We start from the raw sequence: 17,167 nt of genomic DNA, 5'->3' as shown, positions 1-17,167 counted from the left end.
TGCGGCTGCTCGGGGGTGCCCTCGGAGCGGGGGAAGAACTCGTACCAGGCGCCGTACAGGGCGCGTTCGCGCTCCACCAGCAGCGGCAACGGGTCGGAGACGGTGACCAGCTCCCGCAGCGGATACCGGGACAGCACCTCATCCACCTCGGGAGTCAGCGCCGCCGCCAGCCGTGCCATGGGCGGGCGGCTCTCGTCCCGCAGCGCGTCCACGGCCGCGAGGACCACGTCCCGCGAGCCGCCGGGGGCCGAGGCCGCCGCACGCTCGTACAGCCGCGCCCCCTCCTCCAGCACCAGGTCGGTGTCCATCCCCGCCGGGATCTTGATGCGGGCGGTGTGCCGCCAGGTGGAGACCGGGTCCCCCCAGGCCTCGACGTGGAACGTCCAGTCGCCGGGCGCGGTGGGGGTGACCTCGGCACCCCAGCGGTCGGTGCCCGGGGCCAGCTCGCGCATCGGCGTCCACGGGCCCGCACGGCCCTCGGGATCCCGCAGCACCACATTGGCGGCCACGGCGTCATGGCCCTCGCGGAACACGGTGGCCGAGACCTCGAACGTCTCACCCACGACGGCCTTCGCGGGCCTGCGGCCGCGCTGGACGAGCGGGCGGACGTCGAGGACGGGTATGCGCCCGATACCGGGAGCGTCGCCCGCGGAGGGTGGCTCCGGGGCCGGCGGTCCGGCGGCGGCCGGGCGGCGTACGGGGGGTGCTTCGGACTTGCGCGTCGGGGGTGCTGACGAGTGGTGCGTGGCGGGCATGACCGCTCCTGTCCGCGTCAACGTGGGTGGGCGGATGGCTGTGGGGAGGTGGGTCCTGCAGGATGCTGCTGTGGCATGTCTGTGAGGTGTACCGGAGGAGCCTTCCCACCCTATTCGGGTGGGCAATCCGGCACTTTGTTAACTACTCACGCGTATGTCAGTACACAAGTCCGGCCCCGCCCGTGACGGACGAGGCCGGTTCCCGTGCCGTGCTGTCGAGCGTCCGCTACGACCCCGGTACTTGCAGCAGTTTGTTCGGTGAGCCGAGTCCACGCCCGGATATCTTGCCGCTCGCCGCCTTGGCGACGAGAGCCTTGGACACCTGCGCCGGGGTGGACTTCGGGTGGCCGGCCAGATAGAGCGCGGCCGCGCCCGCCGCGTGCGGCGCCGCCATCGACGTACCCGAGTAGGTCGCCCTGGCGGTGTCGCTCGCGTACGACGTCGAGGTGATCGCGACGCCGGGGGCGAACAGGTCCAGGGACGAGCCGTAGTTGGAGAAGCTCGCCCGGTCGTCCTCACGGTCGCTCGCGCCGACCGTGACGGCCTGGCTCACGCTGGCCGGCGAGTACAGACCGGCCGGGAGGCCGTCGTTGCCCGCGGCGACCGTGTAGGTGACGCCGGAGGCGATCGAGTTGCGTACGGCGGCGTTGAGCTGGGCGTTGTAGTTGCCGCCGAGGCTGACGTTGGCGACCGCGGGCTTCCTGGCATGCCGGGTCACCCAGTCGATGCCCGCGATGACCTGGGCCGTGGTGCCCGCGCCCGCGTTGTCGAGAACGCGGACGGAGACCACCTTCGCCTTCTTCGCCACGCCGTACTTGGAGCCGGCGATCGTGCCCGCCACATGAGTGCCGTGACCGTTGCCGTCGCCCGCCGACCCGTCGTTTCCGACGAAGTCCCAGCCGTGGCTCGCACGGCCGGCAAAGTCCTTGTGCGAGACGCGGATGCCGGTGTCGATCACGTACACCGTCACCCCGGCGCCCGCGGACTCCGGCCAGGTGTAGCTCTTGTCCAGCGGCAGATTGCGCTGGTCGATGCGGTCGAGCCCCCAGGACGGCGGGTTCTTCTGGGTGTGTTCCAGCGACACGCGGGTGTCCTGTACGACCGAGGCGACGCGGGAGTCCGCCGCGAGCCGCTTCGCCTGTCTCTCGTCGGCCCTGATCGCGTAGCCGTTCAGCACCGTGCCGTAGGTGTGGCTGATTTTCGCCCCGTACTTCTCGGCGAGGCTCTTTCCGGCCGCCGACGGAGCCGCTGTTCCCCCCTTGAGTGTCACCAGGTAACTTCCGCTGACGGAGCCGGGCCGGCCGGCGCCGAGTATCTGCCCCTCCGGTGCGGCGTGCGCGGGCAGGCTGATGGCCGAAAGTGCCGCGGTACAGGTCACCGCGGTCAGGCCCCCCGCCCAGCGCAGACGCCGGGTACGCGTCTGTGCCATGGTCCGAGTTCCCCTCCTCGACTCGGCGTCCGGCAACCGCTGTCCGCCAGGTGCACTGGGCGCGGGCCGGTACGCCATGAGCAGCCTCTCGTGACGGGTGAAGTCACCACAAGGACGCCTACAGGGGCGGAATCGGCCATATCGCCGATGGGGGACCCGTGAAGGTTGCGGCGGTTTTCGGACGGAGTGTGCGTCGAGTCCCGGTCGAGAACGGGCACAGCTCCGGTGGAAGCGCCGGAAAAGGCGCCGTGGTTAGCAGGCGCTCGCACCGATACCGTCGACATGATGACGGGACGCACATTGCCGTGCGTCCTCTTCCGCACGCCCTGCCGAGGTGGAATGTGAAGGCGATCCGTCGATTCACCGTCCGTCCCGTTCTCCCCGAACCCCTCCGGCCGCTCAGCGACCTGGCGCGCAATCTGCGCTGGTCCTGGCATGCGGAGACGCGCGACCTCTTCCAGTCCGTCGATCCCGAACGCTGGGCTTCCTCGGACGGTGATCCCGTACGGCTGCTGGGCAGTGTGTCGCCGGGACGGCTGGCGGAGCTTGCCGAGGACCGCCGCTTCCTGCGCCGGCTGACCGCGGCCGCCGACGATCTGAAGGACTATGTCTCCGGCGACCGCTGGTACCAGTCCCAGTCCGCCGAACTGCCCGCCGCCATCGCCTACTTCTCGCCCGAGTTCGGCATCACCGCCGCCCTGCCCCAGTACTCCGGCGGCCTCGGCATCCTGGCCGGTGACCACCTCAAGGCGGCCAGCGACCTCGGAGTGCCGCTGATCGGGGTCGGGCTGCTGTACCGGCACGGCTACTTCCGGCAGAGCCTGTCGCGGGACGGCTGGCAGCAGGAGCACTATCCGGTGCTCGACCCCAACGAACTGCCGGTGGCCCTGCTCAAGGACGCCGACGGCACCCCGTCCAGGGTCTCCATCGCCCTGCCCGGCGGCCGCTCGCTGCACGCCCGCATCTGGCTGGCCCAGGTCGGCCGGGTCCCGCTGCTGCTCCTCGACTCCGACGTCGAGGAGAACGACCTCGGCGAGCGCGGGGTGACCGACCGGCTCTACGGCGGCGGCAGCGAGCACCGGCTGCTCCAGGAGATGCTGCTGGGCATAGGAGGGGTACGGGCGGTACGGACGTACTGCCGCCTCACCGGGCACGCGGAGCCGGAGGTGTTCCACACCAACGAGGGCCACGCGGGCTTCCTCGGCCTTGAGCGGATCGCCGAACTGTGCGACCAGGGGCTGGACTTCGACGCCGGCCTGGAGGCCGTACGGGCCGGGACCGTCTTCACCACCCACACCCCCGTCCCCGCCGGCATCGACCGCTTCGACCGCGAACTGGTCGCCCGCCACTTCGGCTCCGACGCCGAGCTGCCGCGTATCGACGTCGAGCGCATCCTGCAACTGGGCATGGAGACGTACCCGGGGGGCGAGCCGAACCTCTTCAACATGGCCGTGATGGGGCTGCGCCTGGGCCAGCGGGCGAACGGCGTCTCGCTGCTGCACGGGAACGTCAGCCGGGAGATGTTCTCCGGCCTGTGGCCCGGGTTCGACGCCGACGAGGTGCCGATCACCTCGGTGACGAACGGGGTGCACGCCCCGACCTGGGTCGCCCCCGAGGTCTTCCGGCTCGGCGCCCGGCAGATCGGCGCCCAGCGCACCGAGGACGCCCTCACCGTCGGCGGCTCGGACCGCTGGGACGCGGTGGCGGACATCCCCGACCAGGACATCTGGGAGCTGCGCCGGGTGCTGCGCGAGCAGCTCGTGGTGGAGGTGCGGGAGCGGCTGCGGGCGTCTTGGCGGCAGCGTGGGGCGGGCAGCGCCGAGCTGGGCTGGATCGACGGGGTGCTCGATCCCGACGTCCTGACCATCGGCTTCGCGCGCCGGGTGCCCTCCTACAAGCGGCTGACGCTGATGCTGCGCGACCCCGACCGGCTGATGGACATGCTGCTGCACCCCGAACGGCCGATCCAGATCGTGGTGGCAGGAAAGTCCCACCCGGCCGACGACGGCGGCAAGCGCCTCATCCAGGACCTGGTGCGGTTCGCGGACGACCCGCGGGTCCGCCACCGGATCGTCTTCCTGCCCGACTACGGCATGGCCATGGCGCAGAAGCTGTACCCCGGCTGCGACATCTGGCTGAACAACCCGCTGCGCCCGCTGGAGGCGTGCGGCACGTCCGGCATGAAGGCGGCGCTGAACGGCTGTCTGAACCTGTCGGTGCTGGACGGCTGGTGGGACGAGTGGTTCCAGCCGGACTTCGGCTGGGCCATCCCCACGGCGGACGGCAGCGGCACGGACCCCGACCACCGGGACGACATCGAGGCGGCGGCCCTCTACGACCTGCTGGAGCAGCGGGTGACACCGCGGTTCTACGAGCGCGGGCAGGCCGGGCTGCCCGACCGGTGGATCGAGATGGTCCGCCAGACGCTGACCCTGCTCGGCCCGAAGGTGCTGGCGGGGCGCATGGTCCGCGAGTACGTCGAACGGCTCTACACCCCGGCCGCGCAGGCGCACCGCTCCATGGACGTGGAGTCGGCGCGTGAGCTGGCGGGGTGGAAGGCCCGGGTGCGGTCGGCCTGGCACGGGGTGACGGTGGACCATGTGGAGACGTCGGCGGCCACGACGACGCCGGAGCTGGGCACGACGCTGAGCCTGCGGGTGCGGGTCGGTCTCGGCGACCTCGGCCCCGACGACGTGGAGGTGCAGGCGGTCTCCGGCCGGGTGGACGGGGAGGACCGCATCACGGACGGCGAGACGGTCCCGCTCAAACCGGCCGGCGGCCCGGGCCCGGACGGCCGCTGGGTCTACGAGGGTCCCCTCTCCCTGGACCGCACGGGCCCCTACGGCTACACGGTCCGCATCCTCCCCACCCACCGCCTGCTCGCGTCGAGCGCGGAACTCGGCCTGGTGACGGTGCCGTCGGAGGACGTGGTGGAGGCGGCAGGGGTGCTGATGAGGTGAGCGGTGCAACCTGCGGGCGCGTGGGGGCTGGTCGCGCAGTTCCCCGCGCCCCTATCGGGGCGCCCACCTTGCTACTCCGGTACGTCGCACAGCCGGCGCAGAACTACCCCGCACCGGCGTGCGTACGCCTGCTGCAGCCCCCTTGTGGCAGGCCCACCCGCACGCGCGTACCACTTGGCCGCGCGGCTGAAGGCGTTGATCGTCAGCCAGACCGTGCCGTCCCCGGTGCGGTCGACGACGAAGGCCTCCTCGCCGCACTCCGGGTGGCCGGTCAGCGTGCCGTACGCCCAGCCCGCGCGCCGGCGTTCCTCCACCGTCCAGACGATGCGGCAGGGGGCCTTGATGACGCCGGCCAGGGTGACCGTCACGTCCACCCCGGGGGCCGCCCGTTCCGCGGCCGCGTCGACGCCCACGCCCATCGCGCGGTGCATCTCCCAGGTCAGGACGGCCTCCGCCGCTCTGTGGAAGACCTCCTCGCCCTCTCCGATGCGCGTGCGCACATGCAGGGGGTGGAAGCCGGGCGGGCAGAAGCCGGTCTCCCGGGTCGCGCCGACGTCGTCGTACGTGAAGGACATGGGTCCCTAGCGTAGGGCGGCACCCGGGGATGCCTTCGCCCCGGGTGCCGCCCGTCAATGCCTCAACCGTCAGCTGACGTTGACCGCCGTCCAGGCCGCGGCCACCGCGTTGTACTCGGTGCTGCCGGAGCCGTACAGGTCGGCCGCCGCGCTCAGTGTCGCGGTGCGGGCGCCCTTGTAGTTGGTGGTCGACGTCATGTACTCGGTCAGCGCCTTGTACCAGATCTGGACGGCCTTGTCCCGGCCGATCCCGGTGAGCGTGGAGCTGTTGTACGTCGGCGAGCTGTAGCTGACGCCGTTGATCGTCTTCGATCCGCTGCCCTCCGAGAGGAGGTAGAAGAAGTGGTTGGCGGGGCCGGACGAGTAGTGCACGTCCAGGCTCGCCAGCGACGACGACCAGTAGTTCGCGGAGCTGCCGTCCTTGCTCGGCTGGTCCATGTACCGCAGCGGCGTGCCGTCGCCGTTGATGTCGATCTTCTCGCCGATGAGGTAGTCGCCGACGTCCTTGGTGTTGGCGGCGTAGAACTCCACGGCCGTGCCGAAGATGTCGGAGGTGGCCTCGTTCAGGCCGCCCGACTCGCCGGAGTAGTTGAGCCCGGCGGTGTTCGAGGTGACGCCGTGCGTCATCTCGTGGCCCGCGACGTCCAGGGACGTCAGCGGCTTCACGTTGCCCTCGCCGTCGCCGTAGGTCATGCAGAAGCAGCTGTCGGACCAGAAGGCGTTGACGTAGGCGTTGCCGTAGTGGACCCGGGAGTACGCGGCGACGCCGTTGTTCTTGATGCCGTTGCGGCCGAGGACGTTCTTGTAGAAGTCCCAGGTGACCTGGGCGCCGTAGTGGGCGTCGACGGCGGCGGTCTGCGAGGTGGAGGAGCTGGAGGCGGCTCCGGTGCCCCAGGTGTCGTCCGCGTCGGTGAAGAGCGTGCCGGCCGAGGAGGACGTGCTGCGCGCCTTGTTGTACGTCTTGTGGGCGCCGCGCGAGGCGTCGTTCAGCTGGTACGTCGAGCCCGACAGGGAGGTGCCGATGGTCACCGTGCCGCTGTACTGGCTGTTGCCGGTGCCGGTCTGGACCGCTTCCCACTCGTACAGCTTCTTGCCGCTCTGCGCGTCGGTGATGACGTGCAGTTCCTGCGGGGTGCCGTCGTGCTGGAAGCCGCCGACGACCGTCTCGTAGGCGAGGGCGGGGGTGCCGCTCGCGGCCCAGACGACCTTGCGCGGGGCCTTGTCGGCCGCGGACTTGGTGGAGCCCTCGGCCTTGGCGGCCCTGACCGCCTGCTTCTCGGCGGCGGCCTTGGTGATGTCGGCGCTCAGGTCGGCGACCTTCACGGCCGCCTTCGTGGCCTTGGTGACGCCCTCGGTCGCGCCGGAGGCCGTCTCGTGGACGACGAGGTCGCCGCCGAGGACGGGCAGGCCGGCGTAGGTGCGCTCGTAGCGCGTGTGGGTCGAGCCGTCGGCGTCCTTGACGACGTCCTTGACGACGAGTTCCTCCTGGGCGCCCAGGCCTATCTCGTCGGCGGTCGCGGGTGCCGCGGCGGCCGCGTCCTTGATCAGGGCGGTGCGGGCGGCCGTGGTCAGCTGGACCGGCGCGGCGGCGAGCGGGGCGGAGCCGGACGGCTCGGGCTGTGCGGAGGCACCGGTGGTCAGTCCGGTGGTGAGCAGGGCTCCGGCCGCGACGGCGGTGGCGATGGCCAGAGTGGTGCGCTTGTGACGCGCGTAGAGGGGGGTCACACAAGCTCCTTATGTGGGGGAGTTGGGAAGTTGTGCGGCGGGTGAGGGAAGAGTGACATGAGGGCCTGTACATGTCAGGACCCTGAAGTGATGTTGGCCGAAAGTCGATTGACCGGTAAACGTTTCGGGAATGTAAAGCGGGCGCCGCCCCGGGGAGTTGAACCACCGGGGCGACGCCCTGACTCGGGAGCCGTTTCGCCGTAGGGCCTACGGGAAGGTCAGCTTCCAGCTGTTGATGTAGCCGGTGTCGATGGCCGCGTTGTCCTGGACCCTCAACTGCCAGGTGCCGTTGGCCACTTCGGCGGAGGCGTTCACCGTGTAGGTGGTGTTGAGGTTGTCCGAACTGCCACCGGTGCCGTACGCCTTCAGCGTGTACGCCGTGCCGTCGGGGGCCACCAGCTGCACCTGGAGGTCACCGATGTAGGTGTGCACGATGTCCACCGCGACCTGGAGGTTGGTGGGCGCGTTGCCGGTGCGGCCGGTGACGCTGATCGCGGAGGTCACGGCAGCGCCGTTGTCCGGAATCGAGACGTCGGCGGTGTTCTCGAAGGAGGTGCCGCCACCGCCGCCGCCACCGTCGGAGCGGGAACCGACCGCGACGCCGGCCCACGCGTCCTGCACGGCCTTGTACTCGGCGCTCGTGGTGCCGTACAGCTCACCGGTCGCCGCCAGGGTGCCGGTGCGGGCGCCCGCGTAGTTGGTGGTGGACGTGAACTTCGTGGTCAGCGCCCGGAACCAGATCTTCTCCGCCTTGTCGCGGCCGATACCGGTGACCGGAAGGCCGTCCGCGGTCGGCGAGTTGTAGCTGACGCCGTTGATCGTCTTGGCGCCGCTGCCCTCGCTGAGCAGATAGAAGAAGTGGTTCGCGGGACCCGACGAGTAGTGCACGTCGATGGACCCGATCCCCGAGTACCAGTTGTCCTTGGACGAGCCGTCGCTGCTGGGCTTGTCCATGTAGCGCAGCGGGGTGCCGTCGCCGTTGATGTTGATCTCCTCGCCGATGAGGTAGTCACCGACGTCGGAGGAGTTGGCGGCGTAGAACTCGACCGTCGAGCCGAAGATGTCCGAGGTCGCCTCGTTCAGGCCGCCGGACTCGCCGCTGTACTGCAGGCCCGCGGTGTTGGAGGTGAGACCGTGGGTCATCTCGTGCGCGGCCACGTCGATCGAGGTGAGCGGGTTGGCGTTGCCCGAGCCGTCGCCGTAGGTCATGCAGAAGCAGCTGTCGGACCAGAAGGCGTTGACGTAGTTGTTGCCGTAGTGGACCCGGGAGTAGGCGCCCACACCGTCGCCGCGGATACCGCTGCGCCCGTGCACGTTCTTGTAGTAGTCCCAGGTCAGCGCGGCGCCGTAGTGCGCGTCGGCGGCGGCCGACTCCAGGTTGGACGGGCTGCCGTTGCCCCAGACGTCGTCGGAGCCGGAGAAGAGCGTGCCGGTGCCGGACGTGCCGCGGTTCAGGTTGTACGTCTTGTGACCGCCGCGCGCGCCGTCGGTGAGGTTGTACGTCGAGCCCGACTGCGTGGTGGTCAGCGTGACCGTGCCGCTGTACACCGTGTTGCCGGTGCCGGTCTCGATCGCCTCCCACTCGTACAGCTTCTCGCCGGTGGTGGCGTCGGTGATGACGTGCAGCTCCTGCGGGGTGCCGTCGTGCTGGAAGCCGCCGACGACCGTCTCGTACGCCACGGTCGGGGTGCCGTTCGCGGCCCAGATCACCTTGCGCGGGGCGCGGTTGACCTCGGGGCTCTTGGCGTCCTCGGCCTCGGCGGCCTTCAGGGCCTGCGTCTTCGCCTTGGCGGCCGGAACGGCGGCCGTGGTGGTGGCCGGCTTGATCGCGGCACGGGTCGCCTTGCGGACGGCCGCGGCCGCGTCGCTCTTCGTGCTGTCGACGATCAGGTCGCCGCCGAGGACGGGCAGGCCGTCGTAGGTGCGCTCGTAGCGGGTGTGGACCGTGCCGTTGCCGTCCTTGACGACATCACGGACGACCAGCTTCTCCTTGGCGCCGAGGCCCAGCTCCTGGGCGGTCTCCGCCTTGGTGGCGTTGGCCGTGCGGATGAGTTCGGCGCGCTGGGCCGGGGTGAGCTTGACCGACTCGGCGCCCGGTATGACCTTGCCCGCGGCCGACGGTGCCTTCTCCGGGGCTGCGGTGGCGGCGCCCGACTGGACGGCCGTGGCGATCAGGGCGGACACGCCGACCAGGGCGAGGGCGGCGGCGCGGCGGTGCATGGTGTGGGAGGTGCGTCTGTGGGAGGAACTGTCTCTCAACACTGACTCCTTCTGCGGGCCGCGGATCGCGCGGCCGGGGGAGACCGTCCGGCGGGTGGGCCGGGCGGGCAGAACGGGGCGGTACGCGGAACCACGTGCGGGAGCTCGGCCGCGCACAGCACAGCGATGACACATGTGGGGTTGCTGTGAAGCGGCCGTGGGAAGAGTGGCAGGAGATCCGTGGTCCTGTCAGGGTCGCGTCAGAAAGTTGGCCGGAAATCGTCCGTTGTCCGGGAGTTCACGTCCGATATACGGACCAGTCCCTTCAGGGCGTACGGTCCCCGTGCCACGTCCGCCACAGCCGCGCGTACGCGCCGTCCGCCGCCACCAGCTCCTCGTGCGTGCCGAGCTCGGCCAGCCGGCCCTCCTCCATCACGGCCACCCGGTCCGCGTCGTGCGCGGTGTGCAGCCGGTGCGCGATGGCGATGACCGTACGGCCTTCGAGTACGGCGGCCAGGGCGCGCTCGGTGTGCCGGGCCGTCGTCGGGTCCAGCAGCGCGGTGGCCTCGTCCAGGATCAGAGTGTGCGGGTCCGCCAGGACCACCCGGGCGAGGGCCAGTTGCTGCGCCTGCGAGCCGTCGGTGCGCCAACCGCCCTCGCCGAGCGCGGTGTCGAGGCCCTCGGGCAGCTCCCGTACCCACGTCTCGGCGCCGACGGCACGCAGCGCCGCCCACAACTCGTCGTCCCCGGCGGTTGGTTCGGCGATCAGCAGATTGTCGCGGACCGAGCCGAGGAAGACATGGTGCTCCTGCGTGACCAGCACGACCTGGCGGCGCAGCTGCTCGGGACCCAGCCGCACGACCGGCACACCGCCGACGGTCACCGAACCGGCGGTGGGCGCGTCGACGCCCGCCAGCAGTCGGCTCAGGGTGGTCTTGCCGGCGCCCGACGGTCCCACGACGGCCAGCCGCTCCCCGGGGCGCACGGTCAGGTCGACCCCGTGCAGCACCTCGCCGCCACGGCCGTAGGAGTAGTGCACGGCGGTGACGTCGATCCGGTCGTCCGCCGGCGCGGGCGCCTCGGTGCCGGTGCCGTGCGGGGCCTGCGCCAGGCCCTCCACCCGGGCGAACGAGGCGCCGCTGCTCTGGAGTTGCTCCACCCGGACCAGGATCTCGCCGAGCGGCCCCTCGAACTGCCGGAGATACAGCCCGGCCGCCACCACCGCACCGAGGCTCACCGCCCCGTGCGCGTGCAGGACCCCGCCGATCAGCAGCACGCCCGCCACCGGGAACAGGTGCGACAGCTCCACCACCAGGAAGAAAACCGTACGCAGGAACAGCGTGTGGAAGCGCCGGACCCGGGACCGCTCCAGCGCCTCGCGGCTCGCCGCGACCCGTTGCTCCTGGAGCCCGAACGCCTCCACCGTGCGGGCGCCGGCCGCGGTCGCCGCGACGATCTCGGCCACGTCCGAGTTCGCAGCGCCCTCGTCGAGATAGGCGTCCCGGGCCCGGCGCAGATACCAGCGCAGCGCGAACCAGATCGGGGTGAGGCCGAACACGCCCACCGCGCCGAGCAGCGGGTCGATCACGAAGACCGCCCCGAGCAGGAACACCGCCTGCACGATGTTGATGAGTATCTCCGGCCCGGCGTCACGCAGCGTGGTGCCGACGGTGGCCACGTCGGCGGTGCCGCGCGCGGTCAGGTCGCCGGTGCCGGCGCGCTCCACGACGGAGGCGGGCAGGGCGAGCGCCCGGTCCACGAACTCCTCGCGCACGCGGGCGAGGGTGCGTTCGCCGAAACGGTGTCCCGCGTAGCGCGCCCAGCGGGCGAGCAGGAGCTGGGCCGCGGCGCAGACGAGGATGCCGAGCGCCGCGCGGTCCACGGCGGCCACTCCGGCGCCGGCCCGCACCTCGTCGATGATCCGGCCGAGGAGATAGGGGCCGGCGAGCCCGACGGCCGCGGCCGCGGCGTTCAGGGCGAGTACGCCGAGGAAGGCCCGCCCGTCGGCCCGTACGAGCCGTAGGGAGGCCCGGCGTACGGCACTCGCGTCGGCGATGGGGAGCTGGGCGTCGGTCATCGGGCGGGCTCCTCGGCGTCGCGGGCCACGAGTGCGCGGTAGCCGGGTTCCTCCGCGAGGAGCCGCTGGTGGGTGCCGGTGGCCGCGACCTTGCCGTCGACCAGGTAGTGGACGGTGTCCGCGCGGTCGAGCAGGAGGGGGGAGGTGGTGGTGACCACGGTGGTACGGCCCTTGCGGGCGTCCCGCAGGCGCTCGGCCACGCGGGCCTCCGTGTGGGCGTCGAGGGCGGAGGTGGGTTCCACGGCGAGCAGGATCTCCGGGTCGGCGAGGAGGGCTCGGGTGAGGCGGATGCGTTGGCGTTGGCCGCCGGAGAGGTTGCGAGCGTTGGCTTCCAGCGGGGAGGCGGCTTCCTGTGGCAGTCCCTGCACGATGTCTTCGGCTGCGGCCGCGTGCAGCGCCTTTGAGAGTGCCTCGGGTTGTTGTGTGGCGTCTGCGGGTTCGTTGTGGCTTGTCGCGCCCCGCGGCGGAGCCGCAGATTGAAACAGCCCCGCGCCCCTTTGGGGCGCTACTACCTCTCGGAGTTTTCCTGCGAAGAGATCCGCCTCGTGGTCGGCCACCAGGATGCGGGAGCGTACCTGGGGCAGGGGGATTTCGCTCAGCGGGATTCCGCCCCACACCGCATCCGACCGCTCGTAGCGGCCCAGGCGGTCCAGCACCGACGTCGCGTCCGCCGGGCGGGCGCCTGCCAGGGCTGTCAGTCGGCCCGGCAGGATTCGTACGCCGGACTCCGGGTCGTACAGGACCGACGGTTCCGCGGGCGGCTCGCTCGTGCCGGTGTCCGGTTCTGGCTCCAGCCGCAGCAGTCGTACGACGCGTCTCGCGGCCACCACGCCCCGGCCCAGCTGGTAGCCCCAGTCCACGAAGTACGACACCGGGCGGACCAGGACCGCGACATAGCCGTAGACGGCCACCAACTCACCCACGGTGATGGTGCCCTGGGCCGCCATGCGGGCCGCCATCCAGGTGACCAGGGCGAGGTACAGGGTGGGCAGGCCGAGGCCGAGGGCCTGCATCCAGCTGGTCACCGAGCCGACCCGGTAGCCCTGGCGGCGCAGCCGGGCCGAGTCGTGGCGGAAGGCGTCGGCGACCAGGCTCTTGCCGCCGAGGCCGTTGAGGACGCGCAGGCCGGCCGCGAGGTCGCCGATGCGGGCCGTCAGTACGCCCTGGCGCTCCCGGTACTCGGCCTCCGTGCCCTGGAGGCGGAGCATCAACGGGCCTACGAGCAGGGCGATCACGGGCATCCCCAGCAGCACCACCACGGTGAGCTGCACGGAGACGGTCAGCAGCAGCCCGCTCACCGCGAGGTAGGCGACGACCGCGCCGATGCCGGGGCCGATCACGGTGAGCGCGGACGCGATCTGCTGTACGTCGCCCACGCCGATGGTCACGATCTCCCCGGCCTTGACCTGCCGGGGCAGCGCCGCCCCAAGTCGCACGGTGTGCCCCACGACGACCTTGACCGTGCGGAAGTTGGCGTCCATCCGCACCCGTGTCATCGTGCGGTGCCGCATGATGCCCAGCCAGGCGTTGGCCGCCCCGACCACGACCAGCAGCCCCGTCCACCGGGCGAGGGCGCCCATGTCGTCCTGCTCCAGGCCCTCGTCCACCGCCCGGGCCATCAGGAACGGCGTCGCCGCGAGCAGCACCATCCACACGCTGCCCAGCAGCGCCCCCGCGACCGACCGCCCCGGCTGCCGCAGCACCAGCCACAGCAGATACCGCCAGCCGCCACGGCAGTCGGGCGTGCCCGGATCCTCGTACGCGTCGATCACGCCAGGCTGTCCCGCCACGCGCGGTGCAGATCGGCGAACCGCCCTGTTCCGGCGCTGAGTTCCGCCGGTGTCCCGTCCTCGACGATCCGCCCGTGCTCCATGACGAGCACCCGGTCCGCGATCTCCACCGTGGACAGCCGGTGCGCGATCACGACCGCGGTACGGCCGTGCAGCACTGTCGACATCGCGCGCTGCACGGCCCGTTCACCGGGAATGTCCAGGGAGCTGGTGGCCTCGTCGAGAATCACCACCGCCGGATCGGCGAGCAACGCCCGGGCGAAGGCGACCAGTTGGCGCTGTCCTGCCGAGATACGGCCGCCGCGCTTGCGGACGTCCGTGTCGTAGCCGTCGGGCAGGGTGCTGATGAACTCGTGCGCGCCGATCGCCTTCGCGGCCCGCTCGATCTCCGCACGGGTCGCGTCCGGCCGTCCGATGGCGATGTTCTCGGCGACCGTGCCGGAGAACAGGAACGCCTCCTGCGTCACCATCACCACCCCGCGCCGCAGCTCGGGCACGGACAGCTCGCGCAGATCGACGCCGTCCAGCAGCACCCGGCCCTCGGAGGGGTCGTAGAACCGGGCGAGCAGTTTTGCCAGCGTCGACTTGCCGGCGCCGGTCGAGCCGACCACCGCGACCGTCTGCCCGGCGGGGAGGGTGAGTGCGAAGGACGGCAGCACCTCGCCGCCGGTGCGGTAGCCGAACCGCACGCCGTCGAAGACGACCTCACGGCCGGGGTGCTCGCCCGCCGGCGGCGGGAGCTGACGCGGGGTGGAGGGTTCCGGCACGGACGGTGTCTGGGCCAGCAGGCCCGCGATCTTCTCCAGGGACGCGTACGCCGACTGGTAGGAGTTGAGGAACATGCCGAGCCGGTCGATCGGGTCGTACAGCCGCCGCAGGTACAGCACCGCCGCCGCCAGCACACCGAGGGCCAGCGAGCCGTCCGCGACCTGGTAGGCGCCCCACAGCACGATCCCCGCGACGACCGTGTTGGCGACGAGCCGGGAGCCGATGACGTAACGGGCCATCTCCAGCAGCGCGTCGCCGTTGGTCCGCTCGTGCCGCTCGTTCAGCACGCGGAAGTCGGCGTCGTTGACGGCCTCGCGGCGGAACGCGCGCACCGGCCGGATGCCGTTCATCGTCTCGACGAACTTCACGATCACGGCCGCGATCGCAGTGGACCGCAGCCGGTACACCCGCTTCGCGCGCCGCTGGTAGGACCGCATCAGGAGGTACAGCGGCCCGAAGGAGGCCACCGCCAGCGCCCCGAGCCCGAGGTCCAGCCACAGCAGCAGCGCCGAGATGTAGACGAAGGACAGGATGACCGTCACGAGCTCCTGAAGCCCCTCGCTGAGCAGCTCGCGCAGTGACTCCACGTCCGTGGTGGAACGCGAGATGAGCCGCCCGGAGGTGTACCGCTCGTGGAAGTCGATGCTCAGCGCCTGCGCATGGCGGAAGATACGGCCGCGCAGATCCAGCAGCACGTCCTGGTTGACGCGGGCGGAGGCCCCGATGAACGCGTACTGGAGCGCGCCGGACGCCAGCGAGCACAGCAGATAGCCGACGGCGACCGCGATCAACGGACCGTGGTCCTCGCGCCGGAACGCCGGTACGGCCTCGTCGATGGCGTACGCCACCAGCAGCGGGCCCGCCTGGACGGCCGCCTGCTGGAGCAGCAGCAGAAGCGTGGTGAGCGCGACGCGCGCCTTCATCGGCGCCAGCAGCGAACGCAGCAGTGCGGCGGTGGCACCCGGGGGAGTGGGCAGGGAGTCCTGGTCGAAGGGGTCGCCGGGCCCGCTCCTTGAGGTGTCCTTCGCCGGTGCCGTCGTGGTGGGCGCCGTCATCGGTGGTCCTCCTCGTCCGCGCCGGACATCAGGCGGTCGTACTCGGCGTTCGTACGCAGCAGTTCGTGGTGGGTGCCGACGGCGGCGATCCGGCCGCCGGACAGCAGGGCGACCCGGTCGGCGAGCAGCACGGTGGACGGGCGGTGCGCCACGATCAGGGCGGTGGTGTCCGCGAGGACCTGCCGCAGCGCGGCCTCCACGGCGGCCTCCGTGTGCACGTCGAGCGCCGACAGCGGATCGTCGAGCACCAGGAACCGCGGCCGCCCCACCACGGCCCTGGCCAACGCCAGCCGCTGCCGCTGCCCACCGGACAGGCTCAGCCCCTGCTCGCCGACCTGGGTGTCGGTGCCCTGGGGAAGGGCGTGCACGAAGTCGGCCTGGGCGACGGCGAGCGCGCGCCGCAACTCCTCGTCACCGGCGGCCTTGCCGGCCCCCATGAGCACGTTCTCGCCGACGCTCGCGGAGAAGAGTGTGGGCTCCTCGAAGGCGACGGCGACCATCGAGCGCAGCTCCTCCCGGGACATGGCGGTGATGTCCGCACCGTCGAGCGTGATCCGCCCGTCGGTCGCTTCGTGCAGGCGGGGGACGAGCGCAGTGAGCGTGGTCTTGCCACTGCCGGTGGCCCCGACCAGGGCCATGGACTCACCGGGCCGGATGTGGAGGTCGATGCGGTCGAGAACGGGCGGGGAGCCGGGAGGAGCGTCGGGGTAACGGAAGGAGACGCCGTGAAACTGCAGTCCGGCGGTGCCATAAGCCGCCCCGGCCCCCACCAGTTCCGGCCCACCAGAAACCCGCGGCCCCTCCGACTCCGGCACCTCGTCCAGAACCTCGAAGTACCGCTCCGTAGCCGTAGCCGCCTCCTGGCTCATCGCCAGCAGGAACCCGATCGACTCCACCGGCCACCGCAAGGCAAGCGCCGTGGACAGAAACGCCACCAACGTCCCCGCGGACAACGCCCCGTCGGCCACCTGCACACACCCCAGCACCAGCGCCGCCCCGATCGCCACCTCCGGCAGCGTCACGATCACCGCCCAGATGACGGCCAGCAGCCGGGCCTTGTGCAGCTCCGTCCCCCGCAGCGTCCGCGTCAGCTCCCGGAACGCCTGCGCCTGACTCCGGTGCCGCCCGAAGCCCTTGATGATCCGGATCCCGAGCACGCTCTCCTCGACGACCGTCGTCAGATCACCGACCTGGTCCTGCGCCTGCCGCGCGACCTGCGCGAACCGTTTCTCGAAGACCAGGCAGGTGATCATCAGCGGTATCGCGGGCCCGAGGATCACCAGCCCCAGCGTCCAGTCCTGGAGCAGCATGATGACCACGCCGACCAGGATCGTCACCCCGTTGACCAGCAGGAACGTCAGCGGAAAGGCGAGGAACATACGCAGCAGCATCAGATCCGTCGTCCCCCGGGACAGCAACTGCCCCGACGCCCAACGGTCGTGGAAGGCGACCGGCAGCCGCTGCAGATGCCGGTACAGATCCGCCCGCATCTCCGCCTCGACATGCGACAGCGGCCGCGCCACCAGCCACCGTCGCAGCCCGAACAGCAGCGCCTCGGCCAGCCCGAGCAGGAGCAGGTACAGCGCGCCGAGCCACACCCCCGCCGGATCCCGGTCGGCGACCGGCCCGTCCACCATCCACTTCAGTACGAGCGGAATGACGAGCCCGGTGCACGAGGCGAGTATCGCCACGAACGCGGCGGTGAACAGCCGCGCCCGCACCGGCCGCACATACGGCCACAGGCGCAACAGGCTTCTGACAGTGGAACGTTCCGGGGTGGTTGCACGTGTCGTCGGCATCAGCAGCGAGCCTACAAATCGCCACTGACACTGCC

General features: G+C 71.3%; 10 protein-coding genes. 1 reads left to right on the top strand and 9 read right to left on the bottom strand.

The window, feature by feature from the left end; translation table 11 throughout:
• Both AB0Q90_RS41235 and AB0Q90_RS41230 read right to left on the bottom strand, forming a co-directional pair.
• On the bottom strand, positions 1-755 hold a 755-nt coding region (locus tag AB0Q90_RS41235), incomplete at its 3' end, for a maltotransferase domain-containing protein (RefSeq protein ID WP_363165821.1).
• A gap of 226 nt (positions 756-981) precedes the next feature.
• Positions 982-2,184 carry a S8 family peptidase gene (locus AB0Q90_RS41230; protein WP_363165822.1) on the bottom strand — a complete coding sequence of 401 codons (1,203 nt, stop codon included), beginning with the start codon at positions 2,182-2,184 and terminating at the stop codon, positions 982-984.
• A gap of 341 nt (positions 2,185-2,525) precedes the next feature.
• Between AB0Q90_RS41230 and AB0Q90_RS41225 the strand changes: the two genes are divergently transcribed.
• A complete protein-coding gene (locus AB0Q90_RS41225) occupies positions 2,526-5,144 on the top strand; it encodes a glycosyltransferase family 1 protein (RefSeq protein WP_363165846.1) in 2,619 nt (872 codons plus the stop codon).
• A gap of 71 nt (positions 5,145-5,215) precedes the next feature.
• Here AB0Q90_RS41225 and AB0Q90_RS41220 read toward each other — a convergent pair whose 3' ends face one another.
• The 7 genes from AB0Q90_RS41220 to AB0Q90_RS41190 form a co-directional block, all read right to left on the bottom strand.
• On the bottom strand, positions 5,216-5,719 hold the full coding sequence (locus AB0Q90_RS41220; protein ID WP_363165823.1) for a DUF1990 domain-containing protein: 504 nt from the start codon (positions 5,717-5,719) through the stop codon (positions 5,216-5,218).
• A 69-nt stretch (positions 5,720-5,788) separates the two neighbouring features.
• Entirely contained in the window at positions 5,789-7,444 is a 1,656-nt protein-coding gene (locus tag AB0Q90_RS41215) for a M4 family metallopeptidase (protein ID WP_363165824.1), read from the bottom strand.
• Between the two features lie 207 nt (positions 7,445-7,651).
• Positions 7,652-9,703, bottom strand: coding sequence for a M4 family metallopeptidase (locus AB0Q90_RS41210; protein ID WP_363165825.1), 2,052 nt, complete (start codon positions 9,701-9,703; stop codon positions 7,652-7,654).
• Between the two features lie 265 nt (positions 9,704-9,968).
• On the bottom strand, positions 9,969-11,720 hold the full coding sequence (locus AB0Q90_RS41205) for an ABC transporter ATP-binding protein (protein WP_363165826.1): 1,752 nt from the start codon (positions 11,718-11,720) through the stop codon (positions 9,969-9,971).
• On the bottom strand, positions 11,717-13,492 hold the full coding sequence (locus AB0Q90_RS41200; protein ID WP_363165827.1) for an ABC transporter ATP-binding protein: 1,776 nt from the start codon (positions 13,490-13,492) through the stop codon (positions 11,717-11,719). The genes AB0Q90_RS41205 and AB0Q90_RS41200 overlap by 4 nt, the downstream gene beginning before the upstream one ends.
• A complete protein-coding gene (locus tag AB0Q90_RS41195) occupies positions 13,489-15,333 on the bottom strand; it encodes an ABC transporter ATP-binding protein (RefSeq protein ID WP_363165828.1) in 1,845 nt (614 codons plus the stop codon). Before AB0Q90_RS41195 ends, AB0Q90_RS41200 begins: the two co-directional genes overlap by 4 nt.
• A complete protein-coding gene (locus AB0Q90_RS41190; RefSeq protein ID WP_363165829.1) occupies positions 15,330-17,132 on the bottom strand; it encodes an ABC transporter ATP-binding protein in 1,803 nt (600 codons plus the stop codon). The genes AB0Q90_RS41195 and AB0Q90_RS41190 overlap by 4 nt, the downstream gene beginning before the upstream one ends.
• Between the last annotated feature and the right edge of the window lie 35 nt (positions 17,133-17,167).

It is taken from the genome of Streptomyces sp. NPDC079141 (assembly GCF_040686775.1).
GTDB lineage: Bacteria > Actinomycetota > Actinomycetes > Streptomycetales > Streptomycetaceae > Streptomyces.
The sequence above is the reverse complement of the archived record's forward strand: the minus strand, read 5'-3'. Positions and strand labels throughout refer to the sequence as shown.